Here is a 24,505-nt window from a genome sequence, read left to right as displayed (position 1 = left end):
ACTGCCCGTCAACAATGATTACCGTCGGGTAGCTTGCAGTTCAAGGGGTGCGCGGCTCTTCAGCGGCGAGGTGAGCGCGATTCCCGCTGGACGCCCTCAGGCGCATCGGCTGGGATGGGGGAGTGACTGCCGACACCGTGACCGATCTCTTCGAAGAACACCGGCCCGTCCTCACCGGGGTGGCGTACCGCATGCTCGGACGTGTCGCCGACGCCGAGGACGTCGTGCAGGAGGCATGGCTGCGCTGGTCGTCGGAGGGTCGGGGGGATGTGCGCGAGCCTCGCGCCTTTCTCGTGACGATCACCACGCGTCTGGCCATCGACCGGCTGCGCCATCTGAAGTCCCGGCGCGAGGCGTATGTGGGGCCCTGGCTGCCGGATCCCGTGGTCACCGAATTCGGCCAGGCCGTCCCCGACTCCGCGGAACGGGCGGTCCTGGCCGACTCCGTTTCGCTCGCCGTGCTCGTCGTACTCGAAACCCTCTCTCCCCTGGAGCGCGCCGTCTTCGTCCTGCGCGAGGCCTTCGGCTTTCCGTACGCGGAGATCGGTGCCACGCTCGACCGGTCGGAGACAGCGGTGCGGCAGCTCGCCGGGCGGGCGAAGCGGCATGTGGAGGAGCGCAAGCCGCGGTACGACGTGGATCCGACAGTGCGGCGCGATCTCACCGAGCGTTTCCTCTCCGCCGCGGCGGGTGGGGACCTGAAGGAGCTGCTGACCCTGCTGGCGCCCGATGTCCGTCTGGTCAGTGACAGCGGGGGCAAGGCGAAGGCGCCCCGGCGGATCATCGAGACCGCGGACAAGGTCGGCCGCTTCCTCGTCGCCGTGGGGCAGGAGCGGTACTGGCCCACGGGTGTGGAAGTCCGGATCCGTGAGATCAACGGCGGCCCGGCCATCGTGTTCCTCGCGGACGGGGCGGTGTCGGCGGTCTTCCAGCCGGAGATCAGTGATGGGGTCATCCGCTGCGTCTACATCCACCGGAACCCTGACAAACTGGCCACCCTGCACATCGATGGCGACCTTGAGCTCAACCTTGGCGTCGACATCGGCGGCGGCCTCGACGTCGGCGGCGGCCTCGACGTCGGGGCCGGCCTCAACGTCGGGGGGCGGCCTCGACCAGGGCTCGCCCGACGGTTCATGTGACGTTCCGACAGGTCGTTCGTCAGTAGGTCGTGGGCCGGGGAGATCTGACGGGGCGTGAGTGGCCGTTCGGGGAGCCGCATCCGCCACTGCGGGCGGTCCGGGCTCACGCCGACCTGGGCGGCCGGATGGACCGTGGCATGGCCGGTGTCGACTCGACCTCCTGCGGAGCTCCCCGTACGCGGCCGGAGCCCGCACGGCCACACCGCGGGTTCCGACCGCTGGGGCACGGTGCGGTTGCTGAGCCCTCCCAGAAGATCGAGAGGACGCACCGGACAACGCCGAGGAACGGACACCCTTGGATCCTGTTAATCACATGATCCGCCGGACACGGACAGGCCATGGCGGGCCCGGCCGGGTAGCCAATGGGTGTGGCGTGGTCCTCCCAGGCTCTTGCCGCCTCTCGCGTCCCTTGCCGGCCCCGCTGTTCGACCCTGCCGCTGAGCTCCCCGGGCACGCGCATCGCGTCATCGGGGAGCTCCACGTCGTGGGGGTACGCCGTGTTGCGGGGGTGCGCCGTCGTACGAACGTCCCGTGAACGCTCTGCGGCAGGAGGCTGCCCCGCACTGTCACGGGGTGAGCATTGGTCTTGACCAAGGTCCTGCACCGTCCTAAGGTCTGAACGATAAGGCAGGAACCTTTAATAAATAACGTCGCGGAAAAGCCGCCGGGCGATTGCGGAGGACAGGGTGGGGACCACGCAGCTGGAAACGGTGCAGGAGCCGAAGTACTGGCACCTCAAGACCGTGCTCAGTGAGGCACTCGACTCGGACTTCGCGGTGGGAGAGGTACTGCCCAACGAGCGGGAGCTCGCCGCGCGCTTCGGCGTCGCCAGGGCCACGCTCCGGCAGGCTCTCGAACAGCTCGAACTCGAAGGCAGGCTGCAGCGGCGCCGCGGTGTGGGCACGACCGTGGCCCCGCCCCGGGTCGGGGTGGCTGTCGCCACCGCACAGCAGGGCTGGGCGGGCGGCGACTCAGACGAGGCGTGGCAGCCCGTCGAGTGCACCACCGCGACCGCGCCCGCGTCGGTTGCCGCTGTGCTCGACATGGACGCCGAGGCGCCCGTGCACGTGGTGCGCCGTATCCAGGCCACCCACGGCCAGACCGTCGCGGCGGAACTACTCTACGTTCCGCAGTCGTCCGTGCCCGAACTCTCCGCGATAGCAGCGCCGTCCGGACCGGCCAGGGCCCGGAGCGTCCTGCGGGAGCTGCACCGCCTCGGTCTCGACGGCCAGGACCGCTCGGTGGAACTCGGCTCCGCCCGCGTGGACGACGCGAAGGAGCTCGACCGGCTTCCGGGTGCCCCGGTCCTCGTCGTCACGACGCGGTACTTCGCCGCCGCCGGAACGGTGGCCGTCTCCGTCGCCACCTACCGGGCCGATACCTGCCGTCTCACGTTCGGGGACTCCGGAGCACTGGAGATCAGCCACGAGGAGCAGGAGCGCAAGGCGTCCTGACGCCCGGCTCCCGCCACGCGCAGGGCTTCGGGCTTTCCTGCCCTCCGCTCTGCTGCTGCCCGGACCTTGAGGCCAGCGGCTCGGCCCTGCTCCTCGGAGCGTTCCGGTCCGGGCTCGTCTCTTTCGCGGCCCGTCGCTGACAGCGGCGGGCCGCAACCGATTTCGGCTCAGGCAGCCATGGCCGTCGGCGCGCGCGGCCACGGTGCTCGATCAGTGCCGCCACGGTGCTCGATCAGTGCCGCCACGGTGCTCGATGAGTGCCGCCACGGTGCGTCTGGCGCGGGTCGGCACCGTCGTCCCCGCGGGTCGGTGTCGTCGGCGGTTCAGGGCGGTACTGCCTTTGCTCGGGTCTGCCGTCCGCTCGGGCCGGTGCCTCAGCGGCGGGCGGTCACTGAGCCTTCCACGGCGAAGAGCTGTTCCTCCACGTGGTCCAGTGCGAGCCGCAGCGCCCCCGTGGCGACGGCCGCCTCGCCGAGGAGTGACAGGGTGACCCGTGGCGGACGCAGGCAATAGCGGGCGAGCTCGTCTCGGAGCGGATCGAGGACACCGTCCAGCCCGGCGGCCCAGCCGCCGACCACCACGATCTCCGGATCGAGCGCCAGAACCAGGGCCGCGACATCGTGCACCAGCCGCTGGATGAACCGTGCGACGGCTGCCTGCGCACCGGCGTCACCGTGCTTGGCCTTGGCGAACACCGCGGCGACCGCGTGCTCGTCCAGCGGGTCGAGCGGGGTGTCCGTCGTGGACAGAAGGTGCTCGGGCGTGACATCGCGACCCAGCAGATGGAGCGCGCCTATTTCCCCTGCCGCGCCGCCGAACCCCCGGTGCAGCCGCCCGCCGATCAGCGAGCCCGCCCCCGGGCTCAGGCCGGCCAGGACGAAGACGATGTCGTCGGACTCGGTGGCCGCCCCCTTCCAGTGCTCGGCCACGGCGGCGGCGTTGGCGTCGTTCTCGACGAGGACGGGACACCGGAAGGAACGCCGCAGCCTCTCGCCGAGCGCGAGGCCGGTCCAGTCCGGCAGTGCCGTGGCCAGCCGCACGGTCCCGTCGGCCTCGACGATGCCCGGGCTGCCCACCCCGACCGCCCTCAGACTGCTCCGCTGCACCCCGGTCCGGCGCAGGACATCGGCGATCATGCCTCTGACCTGGTCGAGCCTGTCGTCCGCGCATGCCGTCTCGGAGACATCGCGCGAGCCTGCACCGATGATCCGGCCGTCCAGCCCGGAGAGCAGCGCGGAGACCCGGTGAGGGCCGATCTCGATCCCCAGCAGATACCCGGCCTCTGCCCTGAACCTGAACCGCCTCGCGGGGCGGCCCTGGCGCCGGGTTCCGCTCTCGTCGGGCTCGGCCTCGACCACCAGGCCCGCGCTGAAAAGCCCCTCGACAACTCCCTCGACCGTGGGACGCGACAGACCTGTGATCCGGGTCAGGTCCGTGAGCGTGGGGGAATCCGCTCCACGCAGGGCGTGCAGCACCACAGCGGAATTGATCCGCCGAAGCAGAGACGGGTCCCCACCGGTCAGCCGGCTCACCGTGTGTCCTCCCAGGTCGTGCGCGTGTCTGCCGGATCGTACTCGCTGCCCCCGACGGCGGCGAGCCGCCCCCGGAGAGAGACAAACGGAGCCGGTCGCGCGCCGGGCACAGGCAGGGCTCGTCCTCTGTTCAGCGGGGAGCCACGAAGCCGGACTCGTAAGCGGCGATCACCGCCTGCGTGCGATCTCTGGCACCCAATTTCGCGAGCACCGCGCTGACATGTGTCTTCACCGTCTCGACGCCTACCGTGAGCTTGGTGGCGATCTCCGCGTTGGACAAGCCCCGCGCCATCAGGCGGAGCACCACCGACTCTCGCTCGGTAAGTGCGGCGCGGTCCAGAACCGCCCGCGCCTTGCTCGTCCCGTAGTCCGCGGCGAGCTGCCGGACAGCGGCGGGAAACAGCAGTGACTCGCCCTCCGCCACCAGTCGCACCGCGTTCACGATCTCCGCAGGCCGGGCCCGCTTGAGCAGGAACCCGTCCGCACCCGCGCGCAGCGCCTCGTACACGTACTCGTCGTTCTCGAATGTGGTCACCACCAGGATCTTCGGCGGATCAGTGACGGTGCGCAGCACGGCCCGGGTCGCCTCGATGCCGTCCATCAGAGGCATGCGCACATCCATCGCCACGACATCGGGCCGCAGTTGGCGCACCAGCGGGATCACTGCCGCACCGTCGGCGGCCTCACCCACCACTTCGATGTCGGCCTGAGCCTCCAGGACCGCGCGCAGCCCCGCGCGCACCAGGGGTTCGTCGTCGACCAGGAGTACGGTAACCGGCATCCCGTCAGCGTATGTGGTCCAGCGGGAGGCTCACCCTCACCCTCCATTCTCCTTCGTGCGGGCCGGTTATCGCTCGGCCTCCCAGCAGCGCCGCCCGCTCACGTATGCCCCTCAGCCCGCTCCCGCCGCCCGGGCCGCGCGGCGATCCGGCGAGGGGGTTGGCAACCTCCAGCTCCAGGCGATCCTCCACCACGACGATCCTCACCCGTACGGGAACGGCGCCCGCGTGACGTAGCACGTTGGTGAGCGACTCCTGCAGAATCCGGTAGCCCTCGCGGGACACAGAGCCGGGCACGAGCTCCAGTGGGCCCGTCAGCTCCATCTCGATCTTCACCCCGGAGCCGCGAGCCGAGTCCAGCAGCTTGTCTGCTTCGGCAAGAGTCGGGCGACCGCTGACGGGAAGATCAGATTCCCGCAACACCCGCAGGACGCGTTCGAGATCGTCCAGTGCGTTGCGCCCCGTCTCCTCGATGGCGGCGAGCGCCCGGTCGGTGAACTCCGGATCGCCGGCGGTCCGGGCGGCCCCTGCCTGCACCACCGCGACCGTCAGCGCATGCCCGATCGAATCATGAAGCTCGCGGGCGATCCGATTGCGCTCCAGCAACTGCTCCGTGCGCTCCTCCAGGGCGGTCAGCCGCTCGGTCGGTGAAGGACCCAACAGCCCCCTGGCCGCGGCCGTGGCCACTTCTCCGCACAGGACGATCAGCCCGAGCAATATGAGGATCGGCAAGGGCGCGAGCAGGGCGCACAGCCATTGGGCCTCGATGTGACCGGTCAGCCAGTGCAGGCTGGGTCTCGCCCCGAACGAGGCGCAGACGAGGTCGAACGTCGTCGCGGGCAGCCAGACGGTGGCGAAGCCGGCCGCGGCCGCGAGCAACAGCCGGACCTCGAGCCAGGCCACGGTCCGCCAGCGCTCCGCCCATGTGGTGGCAGGCGCGACGGAGATCGAGGCGTCCGTGCGGCCCCGCTCGGCGGGGGTGAGGAGCAGTTGTGCCTGTACTCCCTCGACGAGCCGTATCGCGGGCAGGAGCCCGGCAGGCACGGCGAAGACGAAGGGCATCCACGGGGTGTCCATGGAAATGAACAGCCACACGCTGACGACCGCGGACGGAATGAGCAGATGCAGCCAGCGGCTGTATGTGACGGGAGCGGCCAGCGGTCCGAGAAAGTGGCGCATGTCCGCCATCGTGTCAGCGCCCGGCGGAGAGCGGCTCCCCCTAGCGAGGGAGATGATCCCCTCGGTCGGGGGAGGCCGGAGGACGGGGCCGGAGGCGAGGCTTGGGACATGACCAGCATCGACGTGCGTGAACTCACCAAGAATTACGGGCCCACACGTGCCGTGGACCGGCTCACGTTCAGCGTGAGGCCCGGCCGCGTCACGGGGTTCCTGGGCCCCAATGGCGCGGGCAAGTCCACCACCATGCGACTCGTGCTCGGCCTGGACAGACCCACGGCCGGGACGGCGACGATTGCCGGACTGCCCTACGCCTCACTGGACAATCCCCTGCGCAAGGTCGGCGTTCTCCTCGACGCCGGAGCGGCGCACGGGGCGCGCATCGCCCGCGATCACTTGCTGGCTCTCGCCACGAGTAACGGCATAGCCGGCCGGAGGGTTGACGAGGTGCTCGAGACGACGGGGCTCGCGGCCGTCGGAAAGCGCCGTATCAAGACGTTCTCACTCGGCATGCGGCAGAGGCTCGGTATCGCGGCGGCGCTGCTCGGTGATCCCGAGGTGGTCATGCTCGACGAACCCTCGAACGGGCTGGACCCGGAAGGCATCGTCTGGATCCGCGAGTTGCTGCGGACTCTGGCTCGAGAAGGCCGGACCGTTCTCGTTTCCAGTCACCTGATGAACGAGACCTCATCCTTCGCGGACCACCTGATCGTCCTCGGAAGAGGCCGGCTCCTCGCCGATCTGCCGATGCGGGAATTCCTCGACTCCCGCAGCCGGCCCGCTGTGCAGCTCCGTACCGCGGACTCTCCCCGGCTCCGTGAAGCCCTGATCCACAAGGGGTATGCGCCAGTGCAGGGTGATGACGGGCGTCTGACCGTGGAGGGGGCGACGGCGGAGGAGATCGGTGCCACGGCAGCACGCGAAGGCATTCCGCTGCTCGAGCTCGCCGTTGTGCGAGCGAGCCTGGAGGAGGCATACCTCGACCTGACCGCGAGCGAGACCCCTTTCGCCGCAGCCTCGCCCTCGATCGCCCGCAAGGAGGCCTGAACGCCGTGACCATGTCGACTTCGGCAGTACTGCGCTCCGAATGGATCAAGATCAGATCGGTGCCGACGGTGTCGGGATCTCTGATAGCGGTTTTCGCCGCCACGATTGCCATCACCGTGCTCGCGTTCGCGACGGTGGGTCAGGCGGAGGCGGCTGACGAGGGCAACGATCCGTTGTTCTCCGCCTTCTACGCGCTCAACTTCGGCCAGATCGCTGCCATCGCCTTCGGGGCGACCGCGGTGTCGACGGAGTTCCTCAACGGCGCGCTGCGGATATCGCTCGCGGCTGTCCCGAACCGAAGCCTCTTCTACGCGGCCAAGATGTCGGTGATCGGCGGCCTCGCCCTCACCGCGGGCCTGGTCACCAGCTTCGCAGCGTTTCTGATGGGGCAGATGTTCATGGGTGCGTACGCGATCGGCCTGGGAGACCCCGGAGCGCTGCGAGCGGCGTTCGGCGGCGGTGTCTATCTGGCGCTGATGGCTCTCTTGGCAGCCGGGCTGACAGCGGTGCTGCGCAGCGCGGTTGCCGTACTCAGCCTGCTCATCCCCTTCATCCTGATCGTTTCCTTCGTGGTCGGAGACGTCGCGGGAGACCTAGCTCAGTATCTCCCCGACCGTGCGGGACAGTTGGTGCTCCACGGGCACCAACAGGGGAGCCTCGGGCCGTGGGCGGGCCTGGCCGTCACCGCCGGATGGGCAGGGATCGCGCTGTTCGCCGGCTGGTGGACCCTGAACCGACGGGATGCCTGAGGTACGGCCTGGGCCCGCCTGAGAGCCATGTGTCAGTGCGAGAGGGTTTACTGACGGTATGACCACCGCACACCACCTCCGCCTCATCGACGGGATGCGCACCAGAGACTTTCCGACGGCGCGCGTTCCGTCAGGCTCGGGAGTCAGCGGACCTGGCTATCACACGGCATCACTCCTCGGCGGGGACGGCCAGGAGGGGGACGAAGCAGACCACATCGAGCACCGGGCGCAATGCCTGGCCGAGCACGACGCCCTCGTCACGCTGCTCACTCTGCGCTGGGGCGAACCGCAGGTCGTCAGTTTGTGGAGCGCGCAGGAGCGACTGATGGCAGGGGAGGTGATATCCGAACCCTGGGCCGAGCCGGTCGCGAGCTGCGAGTACCTCCAGTTGTGGCGTGCACAGGACCGGTGGCTCGCCCTGGTGCTCTACCTGGAGGACGAAGGGCCGGGATGTGAACTGAGCGTCCTGGTCACCGTGGTCGACCCTCCCTGAGCGACCGGCACGCTCGTGCCCCGGCACGTTCCGGACCGCCACGCTCCCGAGCGCCAGGTTTCCGCCCGGCGCACGCTCCCGAGCGCCAGGTTTCCGCCCGGCGCACGCTCCCGAGCGCCAGGTTTCCGCCCGGCGCAGGCTCCCGAGCGCCAGGTTTCCGCCCGGCGCAGGCTCCCGAGCGCCAGGTTTCCGCCCGGCGCAGGCTCCCGAGCGCCAGGTTTCCGCCCGGCGCAGGCTCCCGAGCGCCAGGTTTCCGCCCGGCGCAGGCTCCCGAACGGCAGCTTTCCGCCCGGCAGGCTCCCGAGCGACGCCTCCCGGGGGAGTCAGGAAGGGCCGGTCCGGTCGACGGGGCCCTCGGAGACCGCCGCCAGCAGACGGGCGTACTCCTCCGCCATGGTGCTCACCGTCCAGTGGGCGTTCAGACCGCTCGGATTGGGCAGTGCCCAGACCCGCGCGCCGCCCACGGTGGGTTCCTGCGGGCCGATCCGGGCACCGCGTTCACCGAAAGCAGTGCGATAGGCGGTGACACCGACGACGGCCAGCCACACCGGACGCAGCTCCTCCACCTTGGCCGACAGCAGCCTGCCGCCCTCACGGAACTCCTCCGGGCCCAGCTCGTCGGCCCGCGCTGTCGCCCTGGCCACCACGTTGGTGATGCCCAGGCCGTACTCCAGGAGCTGGCTCTGTTCCGACGGCTTCAACTGGCGGGGGGTGAAGCCCGATCGATGCAGTACTGGCCAGAACCTGTTGCCCGGATGAGCGAAATGGTGCCCTGTGACAGCGGTCATGAGGCTCGGATTGATGCCGCAGAACAGCACACGAAGACCGCCCGCGACCACGTCGGGGACGACGCGGTCGCGGGCGGCCTGGAGCTCTTCGGGAGTCATCCGGCGGTTTCGGGATTCATCCGGTGACGGAGAGGGCCGTCAGAGAATGGAGCCGGGGGCGTATGCGGCGGCCTCCGGATGCTGCTTGGCGATCTCTTCGATCCTGGACACCAGGGAGGTGACCTGATCGCCCGCCGCACCGGTGAACGACAGCTTGTCGGCCATCAGCGCGTCGAGCTCGGCACGGTCGAGGGGGATGCGCTCGTCGGCGGCGAGCTTGTCCAGCAGCTCGTTGCGCTCCGCGCCCTGCTCCCGCATGGCGAGGGCGGAGGCGACCGCGTTCTCCTTGATGGCCTCATGAGCGACCTCGCGGCCGACCCCGGCCCGCACCGCACCCATAAGCACCTTGGTGGTGGCGAGGAAGGGAAGGTAGCGGTCCAGCTCACGAGCCACGACCGCGGGGAACGCGCCGAACTCGTCGAGCACCGTGAGGAAGGTCTCCAGCAGACCGTCGAACGCGAAGAAAGCGTCGGGCAGCGCGACCCGGCGGACCACGGAACAGGACACGTCGCCCTCGTTCCACTGGTCGCCCGCCAGCTCGCCCGTCATCGACGCATAACCCCGCAGGATCACCATCAGGCCGTTGACCCGCTCGCAGGAGCGCGTGTTCATCTTGTGCGGCATGGCCGACGAGCCGACCTGACCCGGCTTGAAGCCCTCGGTCACCAGCTCGTGGCCGGCCATCAGCCGGATGGTCTTGGCGACGGACGAGGGCGCGGCGGCCAGCTGTACAAGCGCCGTCACCACGTCGTAGTCGAGGGAACGGGGGTAGACCTGGCCGACGGAGGTGAAGGCGTGGGCGAAGCCGAGGTGCCCCGCGATGCGCTGCTCCAGCTCGGCGAGCTTGCCCGCGTCGCCGCCGAGCAGGTCCAGCATGTCCTGCGCCGTGCCGACAGGTCCCTTGATGCCGCGGAGCGGGTATCGGCCCAGCAGGTCCTCCAGCCGCCCGTACGCCACCAGCAGCTCGTCCGCGGCGGTCGCGAAACGCTTGCCGAGCGTCGTGGCCTGAGCGGCGACGTTGTGCGAACGGCCCGCGATGACCAGCTCGCGGTACTCCGCCGACAGCTTGCCGAGACGGGCCAGAACCGCCACCGTGCGGTCCCGCATCAGCTCCAGCGAGAGCCGGATCTGCAGCTGCTCGACATTCTCGGTGAGGTCCCGGGAGGTCATGCCCTTGTGGACCTGCTCGTGGCCGGCGAGAGCGTTGAACTCTTCGATCCGGGCCTTCACGTCGTGCCGGGTGACCTTCTCGCGCTCGGCGATGGAGGCCAGGTCGACCTGGTCGATCACACGCTCGTAGTCGGCCAGCGCCGCGTCGGGCACCTCGATCCCGAGGTCCTTCTGAGCGCGCAGCACCGCCAGCCACAGCTGACGTTCCAGCTTCACCTTCTGCTCGGGGGACCAGAGGACGGCCAGCTCCGTGGAGGCATAGCGGCCGGCCAGGACATTGGGGATGCGAGGCTTCGCAGACACAGCAGTCACGTGTCCGGATTCTACTGGCGGTTTCTGCAGGTCCGCGCCGCGGGCCGGTCTGTGGCTTCCTACGAAGCCTGGGAGGCCGGCCTCGGTCAGCCGTCCACCCGGCGCCAGCCCGTCACCGGTCCGGGAGCCGCCACGTCCTCGGGAGTGATCCAGAACGCCTTGCCGAGTTCCGCGTCGAACTGCGCACCGGCCCGTCCGTCGCCGGACGAGCGCCCGGTGAGCCGTCGCCCGATCCAGGGCATCAGATGCTGCCGGGCGAAGCTGATGTCGTCCACCCGCCGCTGGGCCCACCGTGCGGGCGGGGACGCGGGCGCAGGCGTCTGCCAGTCGCTCTCCGCGGGCAGCCCCAGCGTCTGCCAGACCGCCTCCGCGACCCGGCGGTGCCCGTCGGCCGTCAGATGCAGCCGGTCCACGTCCCACATCCGCGGATCGCTCAGCGACGGTGCGCCGTACAGGTCGGCCACCAGAGCGCCGTGGCGTTCGGCCAGGTCGCCGACCAGCGAGAACAGCTCTTCCATGCGAGGGCGGAAGCGTTCGAGCACCGGTCCGTTCCGGCCGGGGCTGCGCATCAGCACCAAGGTCTTGCAGGACGGCGCGAGCCGCTCCACCGCCTCCTCGAGCCGACCGCGCACCATGCCCATGTCGCACTTCGGCCGGAGCGTGTCGTTGAGCCCGCCGACGAGCGTGATCACATCGGGCTGCAGCGCCGCGGCGACCGCGACCTGTTCATCCACGATCTGGCCGATGAGCTTTCCCCGCACCGCGAGGTTGGCGTACCTGAAGCCCGGTGTGCGGACCGCGAGCCGGGCGGCGAGAACATCGGCCCACCCCCGGTAGGAACCATCGGGCAGCAGATCCGACATGCCCTCGGTGAACGAGTCGCCGACCGCGACGAGACTGGTGTAGGAGGCATTCAATTCCATGGCGCTGGAAATCGTACCGCGCCGGAAGCCGGCGGCCGCGTATGAAGGGACAGCGACGGGGAGGGGCGCGACCGTGGCCGCGCCCCTCCCCGCACCGTCACGTCAACGTGCCTGGTGCCTGCCCACCAGCTCGCGCAGGACGTCTTCCATCGTGATCATGCCCGCCAGCCGCCCGTTCTCGTCGAGCACGGCCGCCAGATGCGTACGGCTGCGCCGCAGCGCGGTCAGTACGTCGTCCAGCGGCGTCGCCGCGCGCACCCGGGCGATCGGCCGCAGAGCCGAGACCGGGAAGGGGACATCGCGCGGCGCCGCGTCCAGCGCGTCCTTCACGTGCAGGTATCCGATGATGCGCTGCTCGCTGTCCATGACCGGGAAGCGCGAGAAGCCGGACTCGTGGGAGAGCCGCTCCAGCTCCTCCGGAGTCGTGCCGACCCTGGTGTACAGCACCCGGTCGACCGGCAGCAGTACCTCCTGGACCGGACGCCGTCCCAGTTCCAATGCGTGGCGCAGACGGTCCGCCGAACGGTCGTCGACGAGCCCCGAGTCCTCGGCGTCCTTGACGAGCCGTGCCAGCTCGTCGTCGGAGAAGGTGGCGGCGACCTCGTCCTTGGTCTCCACCCGCAACAGCTTGAGCAGCGTGTTCGCGAAGGCGTTGATCGCGAAGATCACCGGCTTCAGCGCCCGGGCGAGAGTAACCAGGGGCGGTCCGAGCAGCAGCACCGTGCGGAGGGGCTCCGCCAGCGCGATGTTCTTCGGCACCATCTCGCCCAGCAGCATGTGCAGATACGTGGCCACCGTCAGGGCGATCACGAACGAGATCGGGTGCACCAGGCCGTGCGGCACGCCCACCGAGTCGAAGACCGGCTCCAGCAGATGGGCGATGGCGGGCTCGGCGACGATACCCAGCACCAGTGTGCAGAGCGTGATGCCGAGCTGGGCCGCCGCCAGGAGCGCCGAGACGTGTTCGAGGCCCCAGATGACGCTGCGCGCCCGCCTGTTCCCCGCCTCGGCCTCGGGCTCGACCTGGCTGCGGCGTACGGAGATCAGCGCGAACTCCGCGCCGACGAAGAAGGCGTTGACGACCAGGGTCAGCAGACCGATGAAGAGCTGGATGGCGGTCATCGCTCGTCCTCCGCCGGCTCGTCGTCACCGGCGAGCGGTGCGTGCAGCAGGGCACGCGCGGCGCGGTGCCCCGAAGCGTCCACCACGTCGATCCGCCAGCCCGTCAGCTCGACGGTGTCGCCGACGACAGGGATGCGGCCGACCTCCGTGGCGATCAGCCCGGCGAGAGTCTCGTACGGCCCTTCCGGTACCCGCAGTCCGATGGTGCGGAGCTGGTCCGTGCGGGCCGCTCCGTCGGCGGACCACAGGGTCCGCCCGTCCGCGTCCTCACCGGCGGGCGCCAGGTCGGGGGTCTCGTGCGGGTCGTGCTCGTCCCGGACCTCGCCGACGACTTCCTCCACGATGTCCTCCAGCGTCACGACTCCCGCCGTGCCGCCGTACTCGTCGATGACGACGGCCATGGCGAGCTTGCCGGAGAGCCGGTCCAGCAGCCGGTCCACGGTGAGCGTCTCCGGCACGAGCAGGGGTTCGCGCAGCATCTCCGCCACACGCTTGCGAGGCCGCTGGTCCGCCGGGATCGCCAGTACGTCCTTGATGTGCGCGACACCGACGACCGAGTCCAGGTTGCCCCGGTACACGGGGAAGCGGGAGAGGCCGGTGGCCCGGGTGGCGTTCGCGACGTCCTCGGCGGTCGCCTGCACCTCCAGGGCGGTGACCTGGACGCGAGGCGTCATCACGTTCTCCGCGGTGAGTTCGGACAGGTTGAGGGTGCGCACGAAGAGCTCGGCCGTGTCCGCCTCGAGTGCGCCTTCCTTCGCGGAATGGCGTGCCAGAGCCACCAGTTCCTGCGGACTGCGCGCCGAGGCGAGCTCTTCGGCGGGTTCGAGACCGAAGCGCCTCAGAATCCGGTTGGCCGTGTTGTTGAGGTGGCTGATGAAGGGCCGGAACACCGCCGTGAACGCGCGCTGCGGCGTGGCGACCACCTTGGCGACGGCGAGCGGGGAGGAGATCGCCCAGTTCTTCGGGACGAGTTCGCCGACCACCATCAGGACCACGGTGGACAGCGCGGTGCCGATCACGAGCGCGAGTGAGGAGGCCACACCGGGTGACAGTCCGGTCGCCTCCACCGGCCCCCGGATGAGCTTGGCGATGGACGGCTCGGCGAGCATGCCGACCACCAGGTTGGTCACGGTGATGCCGAGTTGGGCGCCGGAGAGCTGGTAGGTGAGGCTGCGTACGGCCTTGAGTGCTCCCGCCGCACCCCGCTCACCTCGGTCTGCGGCCCTTTCGAGCTCGCCGCGCTCCACCGTGGTCAGAGAGAACTCGGCCGCCACGAACGCACCGCAGGCGAGGGAGAGCAGTACCGCCACGAGGAGCAGGAGTACTTCGGTCATCGGTTCACCTCCGTCCCAGGATCGAGCAGGGGCAGGAGGTTCGCGCGATGTCGGCGGTATCGACTACTGGGGGGCTCGCCCATGGGCGGACGCTCACACCTTTCGAAGGGGTCGGATGTTCGAGAATCCATAGTAAAGGATCAGCAAAATCGGGTGCGTGTGAGTTGCTGCGGGGCTGGTCAGGGGCCTGGGAGCACGTGCGCAGGGGTGCGCGCGGAAACGCTCACAGGGACTTGACCCAGCGCCGCCAGTGGTCCTCGCGATGGTAGCCACCTGCCGCCCATGCGTGGTGCGCCTGACCATTGGCCTCCAGGACCATGGCGTCCACCCGCCGCCCGCCCAGCGCGGCGAATCGCTGCTCCGCGACGTCCATCAGCGCCGTGGCGATGCCCTGCCGGCGGAAGTCGGGGTGCACGGCGAGGCGGTACATGGAGCACCGCCATCCGTCGTACCCGGCTATGACGGTTCCGGCGAGGCGGCCGTCGCGTTCGGCGAGGATCAGGGACTCGGGGTCCCTCTCGATCAGGCCGGCGACCCCGTCGTGGTCGTCCGTGATGCTGGTCCCCTCCGCGGCGTCGCGCCAGAACCGCAGGACGGCGTCGACGTCGGAGGGGGTGGCGGGGCGGATATCGAGATCGGTCATGGTGGGAGCCAACCAGAGTGTGCGCGGAATCAGCCATTGTTTTCGTGCGAGTCAGGTACCCCGTGGACCGCCGATCCCACCCGTCCGTCCCGGCGCCGTCTCCCGGCGCCGCGCGTGCCCGTTCCCCTTGCGAGTGCTAGCACGGGCGCGCTAGCGTGATGTCGTGCCCAAGACTCAGCTGAACGTTCGAGTGGACGAGGCCACCGCCGAGGCGGCGCGTCAGCGCGCCCTGCAACGGGGGATGAGCGTGAACCGCTACATAGAGGAGCTCGTCAAACAGGATGCGGGCGAAGTGGGACACACCTTCGTCGAGGCCGCGGCCGACTTCATGAAGCAGTACGAGTCGGTGTTCGCCGAGGAGTTCGGCACGGAGCGCAAAGGCACCCGTTGAACCTGCAGATCGACCTTTCCTGGCTGCTCATGGTCGCCGAGCACAAGACGCCCGGCGATCCCCAGGTCGTGGACTGGGGTGCGCTCGTCGCCGCTGTCAGCCGGCACGAGGCGGAGATCTTCGGCAGCCCCGTCTACAGCGATCCGCATTCCCGGGCCGCCGCCATGCTGCAGTTGCTCCTCCATGTGCCCGCGCTGGAGCACTCGAACGCGATGTTCGCCTCCGCCGTCGCCTACGGCTACCTCGTCGCCTCCGGGCTGAAGATCATCACTTCGCCCGAACAGGTGCGCGATCTCGCGCTGCTGGTGAAAGAGGGCAAGGCCGACGTCAGGGCCATCGCCGACGAGCTGCGCCGCTGGAGCCTGTGAGGACGCGTCCCATGGCGGGAGTCCCGATGCGGGAGCAGCCCCGGGGCGAGGCCGGACGCGAAGGGCCCCGCACGGCCGTACGTGAAGGGGCCTGCGCGCGATCGGCCGGAAGAGCCTCCGCCCGAGCGGTCAGGGCGAAGCCTCCGCTGACCGGTCCACCACCGCGGACCTCCGGGCCACGCCCAGCACACAGGGCGTGGTCGGCAGCTGCACGCCACGTTCAGGGATGCGGAACCGGCGGTACACCCCCAGTTCGAAGCCGGCCTCCTCCAGCGCGGTGATCGTGTCCCGTGCGGTGTGGCAGCCCCCGAAGAGCAACGGCCAGAAGGTGCGGTCCACCGTCCGCTGCGCCGCTGCCAGCGCTCCGCCCTGCGCCAGGGTGTGCTCGAAGAAGCGCAGCTCGCCGCCCGGCCTCAGCACCCGCTTGATCTCCGCCAGCGCCCGGGGCAGATCCCGTACGGTGCACAGGACCAGCGAGGCCACGGCGGCGTCGAACGCCTCGCTCTTGACCGGCAGCGCCTCCGCGGTGCCCGGCACCATATCGACCGGTACCTCCGCCCGCAGCGCGGCATCGGTCGCCAGCCGGCGCAGATTGCGCTCCGGCTCGATCGCCATCACCTCGGAGACGGCCCCCGGGTAGTGAGCGAAATTGAGGCCGTTGCCCGCGCCGATCTCGATGACCCGGCCGGAGAGGCCGGCGAGGAGCTCCTCGCGGTGGGCCGCGATGCCCGCCTTGAGATCGGCGGTCACGCTCATCCGGGCGTAGAAGCGGGCGAAGACCGGGTGGTGCACCGCGTCCCGAGGATTCTTCGTGCTGCGCCGACGCATGACGGGCCTCCTTCGAGCACGGGGAAACGGCTCCACCTCGATTCTCCCCCGTACGGGCGCACTCAGCCGCTCATGCGCGGGCCGAGTTCCCTCCGAGCTCCGGCGCCAGCCAACTCGCCGCCCGGGCCCGGAAGTCGGACGGGGCCAGTGACCCGGCTCCGGCAGGCACCGCGCCCAGGAGCGGCGCCCCCGCCGAGACAGGCAGGTCGTCGATGTTGCACCGGGAGGCCAGGTCCGGGTCGGCCGGCATGCTCCCCACCACCACACCCGGGCACACCAGCCCGCGCGACCGCAGGGCCTCCGTCGTCAGAGCGGTGGCGTTGAGGGTGCCCAGGCCCGCGGCCGCCACGACCAGCACCGGTGCCGTCATCAGCCGTGCGGCGTCCGCGAGCGTGGCTCCCTGTTCGTCGTAGCGCACGAGCAGCCCGCCCGCGCCCTCGACGAGTACGAGATCGTGCTCCGTCGCCAGCTTCTGGGCCGTCTCGGCGATCTCGTACGGGCGTACGGGCGTGAGCCCGGCGCGGCGTGCCGCCGTCTCGGGTGCCAACGGCTCCGGGAAACGAGCCAGTTCGACCGCGGTCACATGGGCGCCGGCCAGCCTGACCACCTCGGCGGCGTCCCCCGGCTCTCCCGGCGCGAGACCCGTCTGGGCGGGCTTGAGCACGGCAACCCTGCGGCCCTGCCAGGCCGCCGCCACCGCGGCCGTCACGATCGTCTTGCCGATCTCGGTGCCCGTGCCGGACACCACCAGAATCGTCATCTCAGCCTTCCCTCGCCGCCGCGCACACGGCCCGGCAGATTCGCGCCACATCGTCGTCGCCCGTCACATAGGGCGGCATCGTGTACACGAGATCGCGGAACGGGCGCAGCCACACACCCTCGCGGACCGCCGCGCGGGTCGCGGCCTCCATGTCCACCTCGTGATCGAGCTGTACGACCCCGATCGCGCCCAGCACTCTGACCTCCCGTACACCCGGCAGCTCCGAGGCCCCGGCCAGCCCGAGGCGCAGAGCCCTGCCGATCCGCTCGACCTCCAGCTCCCAGTCCTGGCCCAGCAGGAGGTCCACGGACGCGCAGGCCACGGCCGAGGCCAGTGGATTGCCCATGAAGGTCGGCCCGTGCGCCAGCACCGGCACCTCTCCGCTCGAAATGCCCTCGGCCACCCGTGAGGTGCACAGTGTCGCCGCCAGCGTCAGATAGCCGCCGGTCAGCGCCTTGCCGACACACATCACGTCCGGTGACACCCCGGCATGCCCCGCCGCGAAGAGCTTGCCGGTGCGGCCGAAGCCGGTCGCGATCTCGTCGAACACCAGCAGCACGTCGTTCGCGTCGCACGCCTCGCGGAGCACCCGGAGGTAGGCGGGCGAGTGGAACCGCATCCCGCCCGCGCCCTGGACGACGGGCTCCACGATCACCGCGGCCAGCTCGTCGGCGTGGGCGGCGATCAGCTCCCGCAGATGCCTCACGTACGCCTCGTCCGGCTCGGCGTTGAAGCCGTCCGGGGGGGCGTCCGCGAAGACCTGCCGGGGGAGGGCACCCGACCACAGCTCGTGCATCCCGCCCTCGGGGTCGCACACCGACATCGGCTGCCAGGTGTCCCCGTGGTAGCCGCCGCGCCACGTCAGCAGCCGGTGCTTGCCCGGCCGCCCGGCCGAGCGCCAGTACTGCAGGCACATCTTCACCGCGACCTCGACCGAGACCGAACCCGAATCGGCGAGGAAGACGTGTCGCAGCGGCTCAGGGGTGATCTCCACCAGCCGGGCGGCCAGCCGGACGGCGGGCTCATGGGTGAGCCCGCCGAACATCACATGGCTCATCCGGTCCAGTTGCCCGCGGGCGGCCTCGTTGAGCACCGGATGGTTGTAGCCGTGGACCGCCGACCACCAGGACGACATGCCGTCCACCAACTCGCTCTGCCCATGGGCGGGTTCGGCGAGTCTGAGACGGACCCCGGACGCGGACTCCACGACCAGCGGTTCCTGCCGCCCCGGCATCGGGCCGTAGGGGTGCCAGACGTGGGCCCGGTCCAGGGCGAGGAGTTCGGCGGGGCGGAGCGGGTCAGGCATTGGGTGCGAGATCCGTTCCGGCACCGCGTCGGCGGACGGCCACCAGGTCCGTGCGCGCCGTCAGGGGCTCGGTGGCCTCGGGCGCCCGGTCGGCGGGCGCCGCCACGGTCCCGCACACCGCCGAGGTGTCACCCGCCGTGGAGCCGGATTCGCCGCACGGAGCGCAGCCGCTCCCGTGTGAACCGCACCCGCTGCTCTCGTGCGAACCGCAGCCGCCCGCCGACTGCGCGCGGTGCTCCGGGAGGGTCGTGGTCTCCGCTCCCTCCACTTCGAAACCGGCGTCCGCGATCATGTCGAGGTCGGTCTGCCCGGCCTGCCCCTCGCTGGTCAGGTAGTCGCCCAGGAAGATCGAGTTGACCAGATTCAGGGCCAGCGGCTGCATCGAGCGCAGATGGACCTCACGCCCGCCCGCGAGCCGCACCTCGGCATCGGGGCAGACGAACCTGACCATCGCCAGGATGCGAAGGCACCGCTGCGGTGTGAGGTGCCACTCCTTGGCGAGCGGCGTGCCCTCCATGGGAATCAGGAAGTTCACCGGCACCGAGTCGGGGTCCAGCGCGCGCAGCGAGAACACGACGTCCACGAGATCGGCGTCGGTCTCGCCCATCCCGGCGATCAGACCGGAGCAGGCGGAGAGCCCGGCCGCCTGGGCCTGCTGAACGGTGTCCACCCGGTCGGCGTACGTGTGGGTGGTGGTGATGTCTCCGTACGTACCCTCGGAGGTGTTGAGGTTGTGGTTGTACGCGTCGGCGCCCGCAGACCTGAGGCGGTCGGCCTGGCCCTCCGACAGAAGGCCGAGACAGGCGCACACCTCGACGCCCTCGTGCTGATCCTTGATCGCTTCGATCGTCTGCGACACCCGGTCGATGTCCCGGTCGGTCGGCCCCCGGCCGCTCGCCACCAGGCACACGCGCTTCGCGCCACCGGCCACACCCGCGGCGGCGGCCTTCTTCGCCTCGTCCGGTTTCAGCCAGGTGTACTTGAGGATCTCGGCCTTGGAGCCGAGGCGCTGCGAGCAGTACGAGCAGTCCTCGGGACAGAGCCCGGACTTCAGGTTCACCAGATAGTTCAGCTTGACGCGCCTGCCGAACCACTGGCGGCGCACCTTCCCGGCCGCGGCCACCACGTCGAGCAGTTCGTCGTCGGAGGTCGCCAGCACGGCGAGCGCCTCTTCACGGGTCGGCAGTTCGCGCCGCAGCCCCTTGTCCACCAGCGTGTTCAGCAGGTCCATGGCGTTGATCCTGACGTACGGCACCGCCATCGGCCAAGGAGGAACCGGACAGGAGAGCCGGCCGATGCTGTGTGTATTGCCACACCCTGGCCTGTTGCGCACCCGGTTAGGGTCTGTGAGCTGCCTACAAAAGGGACCCGCTCATGTCCTACGCCCCATTCGACTGGATCGACGACGAGGCGCGCCGCCGGGCAGACGCCGGACTCGTCCGGATGCTGCGCCCGAGGCCCGCCGAGGCCGGACCGCTGGACCTCGCCAGCAACGACTACCTGGGGCTGACCCGGCACCCCGAGGTCACCTCGGCCGCTGCGGAGGCGGCGCGGGAATGGGGTGCGGGTTCCACCGGCTCCCGTCTGGTCACCGGCTCCACCGCACTCCACGCCGAACTGGAGCGGGAACTCGCCGACTTCTGCGGATTCGAAGCGGCCCTCGTGTTCTCCTCCGGTTACGCCGCCAACCTCGCGGCCCTCACCGCGCTCACCGGACGCGACTGGCTGATCGTGTCCGACGCGGGTAACCACGCCTCGATCGTCGACGGCTGCAGGCTCTCCCGGGCCGCGACCGCCGTGGTGCCGCACGCGGACCCCGAGGCCGTACGCAAGACGCTCCGCACCCACGGGGGACGGGCACTGGCCGTGACCGACTCGGTCTTCTCGGTGGACGGCGACGCGGCCCCGCTTCCCGCCCTGGCCGACGCCTGCCGGGACGGGGGCGCCGCCCTCCTGGTGGACGACGCGCACGGACTGGGGGTCCTGGGCGAGGGAGGGCGCGGCGCGCTCGCCGCCGCCGGTCTCGCGGGCGACGAGGGGATCGTCGCCACGCTCACCCTCTCCAAGTCGCTGGGCAGCCAGGGCGGAGCGGTCCTGGGACCCGCCCGGGTCATCAGCCATCTGGTCAACACAGCCCGTACGTTCATCTTCGACACCGGCCTCGCGCCGGCCGCTGCCGGCGGCGCGCTCGGCGCGCTCCGGCTGCTGCGCCGGGAGCCGGAACGCGCGGCCAGGGCAGGCGCGGTCGCCCTCGACCTGCACGGCCGGCTGACCGCGGCGGGCCTGACCGCCGTACGCCCCGACGCCGCCGTCGTGTCGGTACGCGCGCCCTCCCCGGAGTCGGCCGTGCGCTGGGCGGCGGACTGCCGGGAGGCCGGGCTCGCGGTGGGATGCTTCCGGCCGCCGTCGGTGCCGGACGGGATCTCACGGCTCCGGCTGACCGCCCGGGCCGACCTGACGCAGGACCAGATCGAGGCCGCCGTGAGCACGATCGTCTCGACGGCGCCCCCGGCCGGCTGAGTCCGGAGCCACCACGGCACCGATGCCCCGGGAAGGCCCGCGTCAGCCGACCCGGGGACCGTGCAGCCCGGCCACGAAGGACGTCCACGCCGTCCCGGAGAAGCGCAGAGGTGGGAGCGCCTCGTCCTTGGAGTCCCGGACGGCCAGGAGATTCTCGCCGAGCAGCGCTGCTTCCACGCAGTTGTTCATCCCTGTGCTGCGGCTGCTGCGCCGCCATGTGGGTGCGGGCTGTGCGGGACGGTCGGACATCGTGCCCCCCTCGGGCAGTCTGAAGTTCCGCCTAATCGCCACGGCCTACGGCGGCGATGAGGTCCAGCGAACGCTCCGGCGACAGCGCGTGGGCCTGCAACGTACGGAAGGCCGAGCTGTACGCCTCAAGGTCTTCTCTCCGCTCCAGATAGAGACTACTCGTCAAATGGTCAAGAGTGACCACATCCAGATCAGAAGTGCTCGGAAAGGAGAAGATAACGAAAGGCCCGGTGAGTCCGACGTAGCTTCCCGCCTCGAACGGCAGTAACTGCAGTGTCACGTGGGGCAGTTGAGCGGAACGTGCCAGGTGATGCAGCTGATCCCGCATGACCGCGGGGCCGCCGACCCGGCGCCGGAGCACGGCCTCGTCGAGCACGGCGCTGAACCGCAGCGGTCCCGGTGAGTACAGGACGCTCTGCCGGGCGAGTCTGACCTCCACCAGGGAGTCGAGCTGTGCGGGCGGGAGCCCGTCCAGCGAGGACCGGGTCACCGCTCGCGCGTAGTCGGCTGTCTGCAGCAGCCCCGGCACCACCGAGGTCTCCAGGGTGCGGGCCTCACAGGCCTGGGACTCCAGGCTGATGAAGTCGCGGTACTGGGGCGGGATGAGCCCGCGATAGGCGTGCCACCAGCCGACTCCGCCGCCGCCCGCCGAGCCCGCGAGGGTCTGGAGCAGTGAGCGCAGGTGTGCGTCGTCCACGCCGTAGGCGTCGAGCAGCCGGGTCACGTCGGCGGGAGTCACCCCGCTCGCCCCCGTCTCGATCCGGCTCACCTTCGACTGGTTCCAGCCCAGCATCACGGCGGCTTCCCGGCTGGTGAGTCCCGAGGCATGGCGCAGGCTGCGCAGTTCCTCCCCGAGTTTGCGACGGCGTACCACGGGGCCGTGCCGCATGCCGGCCTCCTTCCCTTGTGCGGAGGGCCGTCCTCCGCGGGACAGCCAGGAAAGGGGCCAGTGTGGTGGTTGTGTACGGCTACGGGGGAGAGTTCACCGGAATGGGCGACAGATATATGCATATCTTGGTCGATCGCTGCCCTGCGGGGCAGCATCGGTGGCAGTCTGGCGCGAAGCACAGTCCAGGCCGATCGCGGGTCGGTCAGGCGGGAAAGGGACGGCGTCGCCATGGCAGACCATCAGGAAGCAACCGTGACTCTGCCGAGCGACCCGGCCTCGGTGTCCGAGGCCCGGAGATACGTCGCACGGGTACTCGCCGAATGGGGTCTGGCCGAAGGCAGCGAGACCGCCGACGACATCCGGCTGATCGTCTCGGAACTGGCCACCAACGCCGTGCAGCACACCTTCGGCCAGTCACCCACGTTCACCGTGGACCTCCGCCTGGACCGGGACGTCGAGCTCTTCCTCGGAGTGACGGACAGTCACCCCCGATGGCCCCAGCGCCTGCCCGCGGCGGTCAGGCAGGACAACGGCCGGGGCATGGTGATCATCCGGGCCCTCGCCAAGCAGTGCGGTGGACGGCTCAGCGTCAGCCCCACCCCCGACGGCGGCAAGACCGTGTCGATCGCTCTTCCCTGGGCGGTCCCCGCGCAGACGTGACGGCTGCTGCCCTTCGACCGGCGGTGCCGGCCGCCCTCAGAGGTTGGTCGTGCCGACCACCTCGACCGGCGTCGACAGGCCGAACGGGATCACCTGGTCGAGCGCAAGGACGGCAACGCTGAGCCGGCACCCGTCAAGCCATCGCCTACGGTGCGGAGGCCCGGCCGAAGCCGCTGCGCAGCAGCGCCATCAGCGTAGAAGCGGCCGCCGTGTTCCGCTCCCCCCGGTGCGCCACGGAGATCGTCCGCCGGAACGCCGCCGGTTCCAGGCGTCGCACGGCCAGAGGTGTCGGGGACATCGTCGCGACCATCTCCGGTACGACCGCCACGCCGATGCCCGCGCTGACCAGCGCGCACACCAGCGCGTAGCCCGGAGACTCGCACACCACGGCGGGGGTCGCCCCCGCGTCGGCCAGCGCGCGTTCCACCCCGCGCCGTGGCGGATGAGCCGGCGCGCTGCTGATCAGCGGGCGGCCGGCCAGCTCGGAGACAGGCAGCGGACCGCTGCCCTCGGACAGCATCTGCCCGAGCGCGGTGACGAGCACCAGCTCCTCGACGAGCAGTGGCTCGGCGTGCACCCCCGCGGGCAGCGGATCGGGCGCCGCCGGTTCGTAGGCGTGGGTCAGCGCCAGATCCACCTCGCCCGCCGCCACCGCGGCCACCCCGGCCGGCGGCTCGTAGTCCGTGACGGTCAGCTCGACATCGGGGTGGGCGCGGCGGAAGGCGGTGAGCACCGGCGGCAGCAGATGGATGCCGGCCGTCACGAAGGTGCCGACCCGCAGCCGCCCGCCCGACAGCCCGGCGAGGCGGGCCAGCTCGTGCCGCGCCTGGTCCAACTCGTCCAGGACCCGCCTGGCCCGCCCGGCCAGCAGCTCCCCGGCGGCCGTCAGTCGCGCACCACGGTGGTGCCGGACGAGCAGCGCGGCCCCGGCCTCCCGCTCCAGTTTGGCCAGCTGCTGCGAGAGCGCTGGCGCGGTGTAGCCCAGCCGCGCGGCCGCCCGTGTGATCGAGCCGGCCTCGGCCACCGCCACCAGCGCGGCCAGCCTCGTCGGGTCGTACATTAAGCATTCCTTTTGGCAGACCCAGAAGATTCCAAGTACACGCTAAAGGCTCCGAGCGGTCAGTCTGTACGCATGGACGCACAACTGCTCGCCTTCGTGGCCGTCGCCGCAGGAATGGTCGCGCTGCCCGGCGCGGACTTCACCGTCGTCGTACGCAACGCGCTCGCATCCCGCAGGTCCGGGCTCGCCACCGCGGTGGGGGTCGCCGGAGGGCTGCTGGTGCACACCGCGCTGGCCGTCGCCGGACTCGCCGCCGTGCTCGTGACCATGCCGGTGCTGTTCCGCACCGTCCAGCTGCTCGGCGGCGCCTATGTGCTCTATCTCGGCCTCAGTGGCCTGCACGCGATGCGTCGCCGCACCACCGGGGGAGCGGGCGCCGACGAAGGGGCGGCCGGCGGTACGGCGATGGGACCGGCGCGCTCGCTGCGACAGGGCTTTCTCACCAACGCCCTCAATCCGAAGGCACCCGTGCTCTTCCTCAGCCTGCTGCCCCAGTTCGTCCCCGACGGCTCGCCGCCCCTTCCCCGGACCCTGCTGCTGGCCTCGGTGGTGGTGCTGCTCGCCCTCGTCTGGTTCCCGGCCGTGGCGCTGCTGGTGGACCGCCTCGGGCGGTGGCTGCGCCGGCCGCGTACCGCCCGCGTGATCGAGGGCGGCAGCGGCACGGCGCTCACCGCGCTGGGACTCGTCCTGGTGACAGGGCCCCTGCTGCACTGA

At 70.6% G+C, this 24,505-nt stretch carries 26 protein-coding genes; 10 read left to right on the top strand and 16 right to left on the bottom strand.

The window, feature by feature from the left end:
• The first annotated feature begins 122 nt into the window (after positions 1-122).
• Together sigJ and AMK10_RS24600 are read left to right on the top strand one after the other, a co-directional pair.
• Entirely contained in the window at positions 123-1,139 is a 1,017-nt protein-coding gene (gene sigJ / locus AMK10_RS24605; protein WP_079180854.1) for an RNA polymerase sigma factor SigJ, read from the top strand.
• Between the two features lie 686 nt (positions 1,140-1,825).
• Positions 1,826-2,593, top strand: coding sequence for a GntR family transcriptional regulator (locus tag AMK10_RS24600; RefSeq protein WP_073750056.1), 768 nt, complete (start codon positions 1,826-1,828; stop codon positions 2,591-2,593).
• Positions 2,594-2,967: 374 nt separating this feature from the next.
• On the opposite strand, the gene AMK10_RS24595 is transcribed toward AMK10_RS24600, so the two are convergent.
• The 3 genes from AMK10_RS24595 to AMK10_RS24585 all read right to left on the bottom strand — a co-directional run bounded on the left by AMK10_RS24595 (position 2,968) and on the right by AMK10_RS24585 (position 6,083).
• Positions 2,968-4,125, bottom strand: a complete 1,158-nt coding sequence (locus AMK10_RS24595; protein ID WP_073750055.1) for an ROK family transcriptional regulator — start codon at positions 4,123-4,125, stop codon at positions 2,968-2,970.
• A 130-nt stretch (positions 4,126-4,255) separates the two neighbouring features.
• Positions 4,256-4,906, bottom strand: coding sequence for a response regulator (locus AMK10_RS24590; protein ID WP_073750054.1), 651 nt, complete (start codon positions 4,904-4,906; stop codon positions 4,256-4,258).
• Between the two features lie 4 nt (positions 4,907-4,910).
• Positions 4,911-6,083: a sensor histidine kinase gene (locus tag AMK10_RS24585; RefSeq protein WP_073750194.1), complete on the bottom strand. Its 1,173-nt coding sequence runs from the start codon at positions 6,081-6,083 to the stop codon at positions 4,911-4,913.
• Positions 6,084-6,191: 108 nt separating this feature from the next.
• Between AMK10_RS24585 and AMK10_RS24580 the strand changes: the two genes are divergently transcribed.
• From AMK10_RS24580 to AMK10_RS24570, 3 genes are read left to right on the top strand one after another with little or no spacing between them, the layout of a single operon-like run.
• Positions 6,192-7,127 (top strand): ATP-binding cassette domain-containing protein, encoded by a 936-nt coding sequence (locus AMK10_RS24580; protein ID WP_073750053.1) that lies wholly within the window; start codon positions 6,192-6,194, stop codon positions 7,125-7,127.
• Between the two features lie 11 nt (positions 7,128-7,138).
• Entirely contained in the window at positions 7,139-7,876 is a 738-nt protein-coding gene (locus AMK10_RS24575) for an ABC transporter permease (RefSeq protein ID WP_198959783.1), read from the top strand.
• Between the two features lie 58 nt (positions 7,877-7,934).
• Complete coding sequence (locus tag AMK10_RS24570; protein ID WP_073750051.1) at positions 7,935-8,369, top strand: hypothetical protein; 435 nt, start codon at positions 7,935-7,937, stop codon at positions 8,367-8,369.
• Positions 8,370-8,692: 323 nt separating this feature from the next.
• On the opposite strand, the gene mug is transcribed toward AMK10_RS24570, so the two are convergent.
• From mug to AMK10_RS24540, 6 genes are all read right to left on the bottom strand, one after another.
• Positions 8,693-9,256, bottom strand: a complete 564-nt coding sequence (mug, locus tag AMK10_RS24565) for a G/U mismatch-specific DNA glycosylase (RefSeq protein ID WP_073750050.1) — start codon at positions 9,254-9,256, stop codon at positions 8,693-8,695.
• 39 nt (positions 9,257-9,295) lie between these two features.
• Positions 9,296-10,738: an adenylosuccinate lyase gene (gene purB, locus AMK10_RS24560; RefSeq protein ID WP_198959772.1), complete on the bottom strand. Its 1,443-nt coding sequence runs from the start codon at positions 10,736-10,738 to the stop codon at positions 9,296-9,298.
• 86 nt (positions 10,739-10,824) lie between these two features.
• Entirely contained in the window at positions 10,825-11,661 is an 837-nt protein-coding gene (locus AMK10_RS24555; RefSeq protein WP_073750048.1) for an SGNH/GDSL hydrolase family protein, read from the bottom strand.
• A 102-nt stretch (positions 11,662-11,763) separates the two neighbouring features.
• Entirely contained in the window at positions 11,764-12,783 is a 1,020-nt protein-coding gene (locus AMK10_RS24550; RefSeq protein ID WP_073750047.1) for a hemolysin family protein, read from the bottom strand.
• A complete protein-coding gene (locus AMK10_RS24545) occupies positions 12,780-14,117 on the bottom strand; it encodes a hemolysin family protein (RefSeq protein WP_073750046.1) in 1,338 nt (445 codons plus the stop codon). The genes AMK10_RS24550 and AMK10_RS24545 overlap by 4 nt, the downstream gene beginning before the upstream one ends.
• 223 nt (positions 14,118-14,340) lie before the next feature.
• Positions 14,341-14,760 carry a GNAT family N-acetyltransferase gene (locus tag AMK10_RS24540; RefSeq protein WP_073750045.1) on the bottom strand — a complete coding sequence of 140 codons (420 nt, stop codon included), beginning with the start codon at positions 14,758-14,760 and terminating at the stop codon, positions 14,341-14,343.
• Between the two features lie 163 nt (positions 14,761-14,923).
• On the opposite strand from AMK10_RS24540, the gene AMK10_RS24535 reads away from it, so the two are divergent.
• A complete protein-coding gene (locus AMK10_RS24535; RefSeq protein ID WP_073750044.1) occupies positions 14,924-15,151 on the top strand; it encodes an antitoxin in 228 nt (75 codons plus the stop codon).
• The gene (locus AMK10_RS24530) at positions 15,148-15,519 is read left to right on the top strand and encodes a fic family toxin-antitoxin system, toxin component (protein WP_073750043.1); all 372 of its coding nucleotides are present in this window, start codon (positions 15,148-15,150) and stop codon (positions 15,517-15,519) included. The genes AMK10_RS24535 and AMK10_RS24530 overlap by 4 nt, the downstream gene beginning before the upstream one ends.
• 129 nt (positions 15,520-15,648) lie before the next feature.
• Here AMK10_RS24530 and AMK10_RS24525 read toward each other — a convergent pair whose 3' ends face one another.
• From AMK10_RS24525 to bioB, 4 genes are all read right to left on the bottom strand, one after another.
• Entirely contained in the window at positions 15,649-16,347 is a 699-nt protein-coding gene (locus AMK10_RS24525; RefSeq protein ID WP_073750042.1) for a class I SAM-dependent methyltransferase, read from the bottom strand.
• Positions 16,348-16,417: 70 nt separating this feature from the next.
• On the bottom strand, positions 16,418-17,107 hold the full coding sequence (gene bioD, locus AMK10_RS24520; RefSeq protein WP_073750041.1) for a dethiobiotin synthase: 690 nt from the start codon (positions 17,105-17,107) through the stop codon (positions 16,418-16,420).
• A gap of 1 nt (position 17,108) precedes the next feature.
• Positions 17,109-18,413 (bottom strand): adenosylmethionine--8-amino-7-oxononanoate transaminase, encoded by a 1,305-nt coding sequence (locus AMK10_RS24515; RefSeq protein WP_073750040.1) that lies wholly within the window; start codon positions 18,411-18,413, stop codon positions 17,109-17,111.
• A complete protein-coding gene (gene bioB / locus AMK10_RS24510; RefSeq protein WP_073750193.1) occupies positions 18,406-19,644 on the bottom strand; it encodes a biotin synthase BioB in 1,239 nt (412 codons plus the stop codon). Before bioB ends, AMK10_RS24515 begins: the two co-directional genes overlap by 8 nt.
• Positions 19,645-19,787: 143 nt before the next feature.
• Between bioB and AMK10_RS24505 the strand changes: the two genes are divergently transcribed.
• The gene (locus AMK10_RS24505) at positions 19,788-20,933 is read left to right on the top strand and encodes an 8-amino-7-oxononanoate synthase (protein ID WP_073750039.1); all 1,146 of its coding nucleotides are present in this window, start codon (positions 19,788-19,790) and stop codon (positions 20,931-20,933) included.
• A 42-nt stretch (positions 20,934-20,975) separates the two neighbouring features.
• Here the strand turns inward: AMK10_RS24505 and AMK10_RS24500 are convergent, their stop codons facing one another.
• Together AMK10_RS24500 and AMK10_RS24495 are read right to left on the bottom strand one after the other, a co-directional pair.
• Entirely contained in the window at positions 20,976-21,182 is a 207-nt protein-coding gene (locus AMK10_RS24500; protein ID WP_073750038.1) for a DUF397 domain-containing protein, read from the bottom strand.
• 31 nt (positions 21,183-21,213) lie between these two features.
• On the bottom strand, positions 21,214-22,071 hold the full coding sequence (locus tag AMK10_RS24495) for a helix-turn-helix domain-containing protein (RefSeq protein WP_073750037.1): 858 nt from the start codon (positions 22,069-22,071) through the stop codon (positions 21,214-21,216).
• A gap of 228 nt (positions 22,072-22,299) precedes the next feature.
• Between AMK10_RS24495 and AMK10_RS24490 the strand changes: the two genes are divergently transcribed.
• Complete coding sequence (locus AMK10_RS24490) at positions 22,300-22,731, top strand: ATP-binding protein (protein ID WP_073750036.1); 432 nt, start codon at positions 22,300-22,302, stop codon at positions 22,729-22,731.
• Between the two features lie 145 nt (positions 22,732-22,876).
• Here AMK10_RS24490 and AMK10_RS24485 read toward each other — a convergent pair whose 3' ends face one another.
• Positions 22,877-23,791 (bottom strand): LysR family transcriptional regulator, encoded by a 915-nt coding sequence (locus tag AMK10_RS24485; protein WP_073750035.1) that lies wholly within the window; start codon positions 23,789-23,791, stop codon positions 22,877-22,879.
• Positions 23,792-23,863: 72 nt separating this feature from the next.
• Between AMK10_RS24485 and AMK10_RS24480 the strand changes: the two genes are divergently transcribed.
• Positions 23,864-24,505: a LysE family translocator gene (locus AMK10_RS24480; protein ID WP_073750034.1), complete on the top strand. Its 642-nt coding sequence runs from the start codon at positions 23,864-23,866 to the stop codon at positions 24,503-24,505.

The sequence above is a fragment of the Streptomyces sp. CB02058 genome (assembly GCF_001905505.1).
In the GTDB taxonomy this organism is placed as follows: Bacteria; Actinomycetota; Actinomycetes; order Streptomycetales; family Streptomycetaceae; genus Streptomyces.
The sequence above is the reverse complement of the archived record's forward strand: the minus strand, read 5'-3'. Positions and strand labels throughout refer to the sequence as shown.

Coding starts and splice junctions, on each gene's coding strand:
- AMK10_RS24575 (WP_198959783.1), top strand. CDS start 7,139: ATGTCGACTTCGGCAGTACTGCGCTCCGAATGGATCAAGATCAGATCG.
- AMK10_RS24540 (WP_073750045.1), bottom strand. CDS start 14,760: ATGACCGATCTCGATATCCGCCCCGCCACCCCCTCCGACGTCGACGCC.
- AMK10_RS24585 (WP_073750194.1), bottom strand. CDS start 6,083: ATGCGCCACTTTCTCGGACCGCTGGCCGCTCCCGTCACATACAGCCGC.
- AMK10_RS24495 (WP_073750037.1), bottom strand. CDS start 22,071: ATGCGGCACGGCCCCGTGGTACGCCGTCGCAAACTCGGGGAGGAACTG.
- bioD (WP_073750041.1), bottom strand. CDS start 17,107: ATGACGATTCTGGTGGTGTCCGGCACGGGCACCGAGATCGGCAAGACG.
- AMK10_RS24505 (WP_073750039.1), top strand. CDS start 19,788: ATGTCCTACGCCCCATTCGACTGGATCGACGACGAGGCGCGCCGCCGG.
- AMK10_RS24580 (WP_073750053.1), top strand. CDS start 6,192: ATGACCAGCATCGACGTGCGTGAACTCACCAAGAATTACGGGCCCACA.
- AMK10_RS24490 (WP_073750036.1), top strand. CDS start 22,300: ATGGCAGACCATCAGGAAGCAACCGTGACTCTGCCGAGCGACCCGGCC.
- AMK10_RS24515 (WP_073750040.1), bottom strand. CDS start 18,413: ATGCCTGACCCGCTCCGCCCCGCCGAACTCCTCGCCCTGGACCGGGCC.
- AMK10_RS24545 (WP_073750046.1), bottom strand. CDS start 14,117: ATGACCGAAGTACTCCTGCTCCTCGTGGCGGTACTGCTCTCCCTCGCC.
- AMK10_RS24485 (WP_073750035.1), bottom strand. CDS start 23,791: ATGTACGACCCGACGAGGCTGGCCGCGCTGGTGGCGGTGGCCGAGGCC.
- AMK10_RS24555 (WP_073750048.1), bottom strand. CDS start 11,661: ATGGAATTGAATGCCTCCTACACCAGTCTCGTCGCGGTCGGCGACTCG.
- AMK10_RS24525 (WP_073750042.1), bottom strand. CDS start 16,347: ATGCGTCGGCGCAGCACGAAGAATCCTCGGGACGCGGTGCACCACCCG.
- AMK10_RS24570 (WP_073750051.1), top strand. CDS start 7,935: ATGACCACCGCACACCACCTCCGCCTCATCGACGGGATGCGCACCAGA.
- AMK10_RS24480 (WP_073750034.1), top strand. CDS start 23,864: ATGGACGCACAACTGCTCGCCTTCGTGGCCGTCGCCGCAGGAATGGTC.
- AMK10_RS24500 (WP_073750038.1), bottom strand. CDS start 21,182: ATGTCCGACCGTCCCGCACAGCCCGCACCCACATGGCGGCGCAGCAGC.
- bioB (WP_073750193.1), bottom strand. CDS start 19,644: ATGGACCTGCTGAACACGCTGGTGGACAAGGGGCTGCGGCGCGAACTG.
- AMK10_RS24550 (WP_073750047.1), bottom strand. CDS start 12,783: ATGACCGCCATCCAGCTCTTCATCGGTCTGCTGACCCTGGTCGTCAAC.
- AMK10_RS24590 (WP_073750054.1), bottom strand. CDS start 4,906: ATGCCGGTTACCGTACTCCTGGTCGACGACGAACCCCTGGTGCGCGCG.
- mug (WP_073750050.1), bottom strand. CDS start 9,256: ATGACTCCCGAAGAGCTCCAGGCCGCCCGCGACCGCGTCGTCCCCGAC.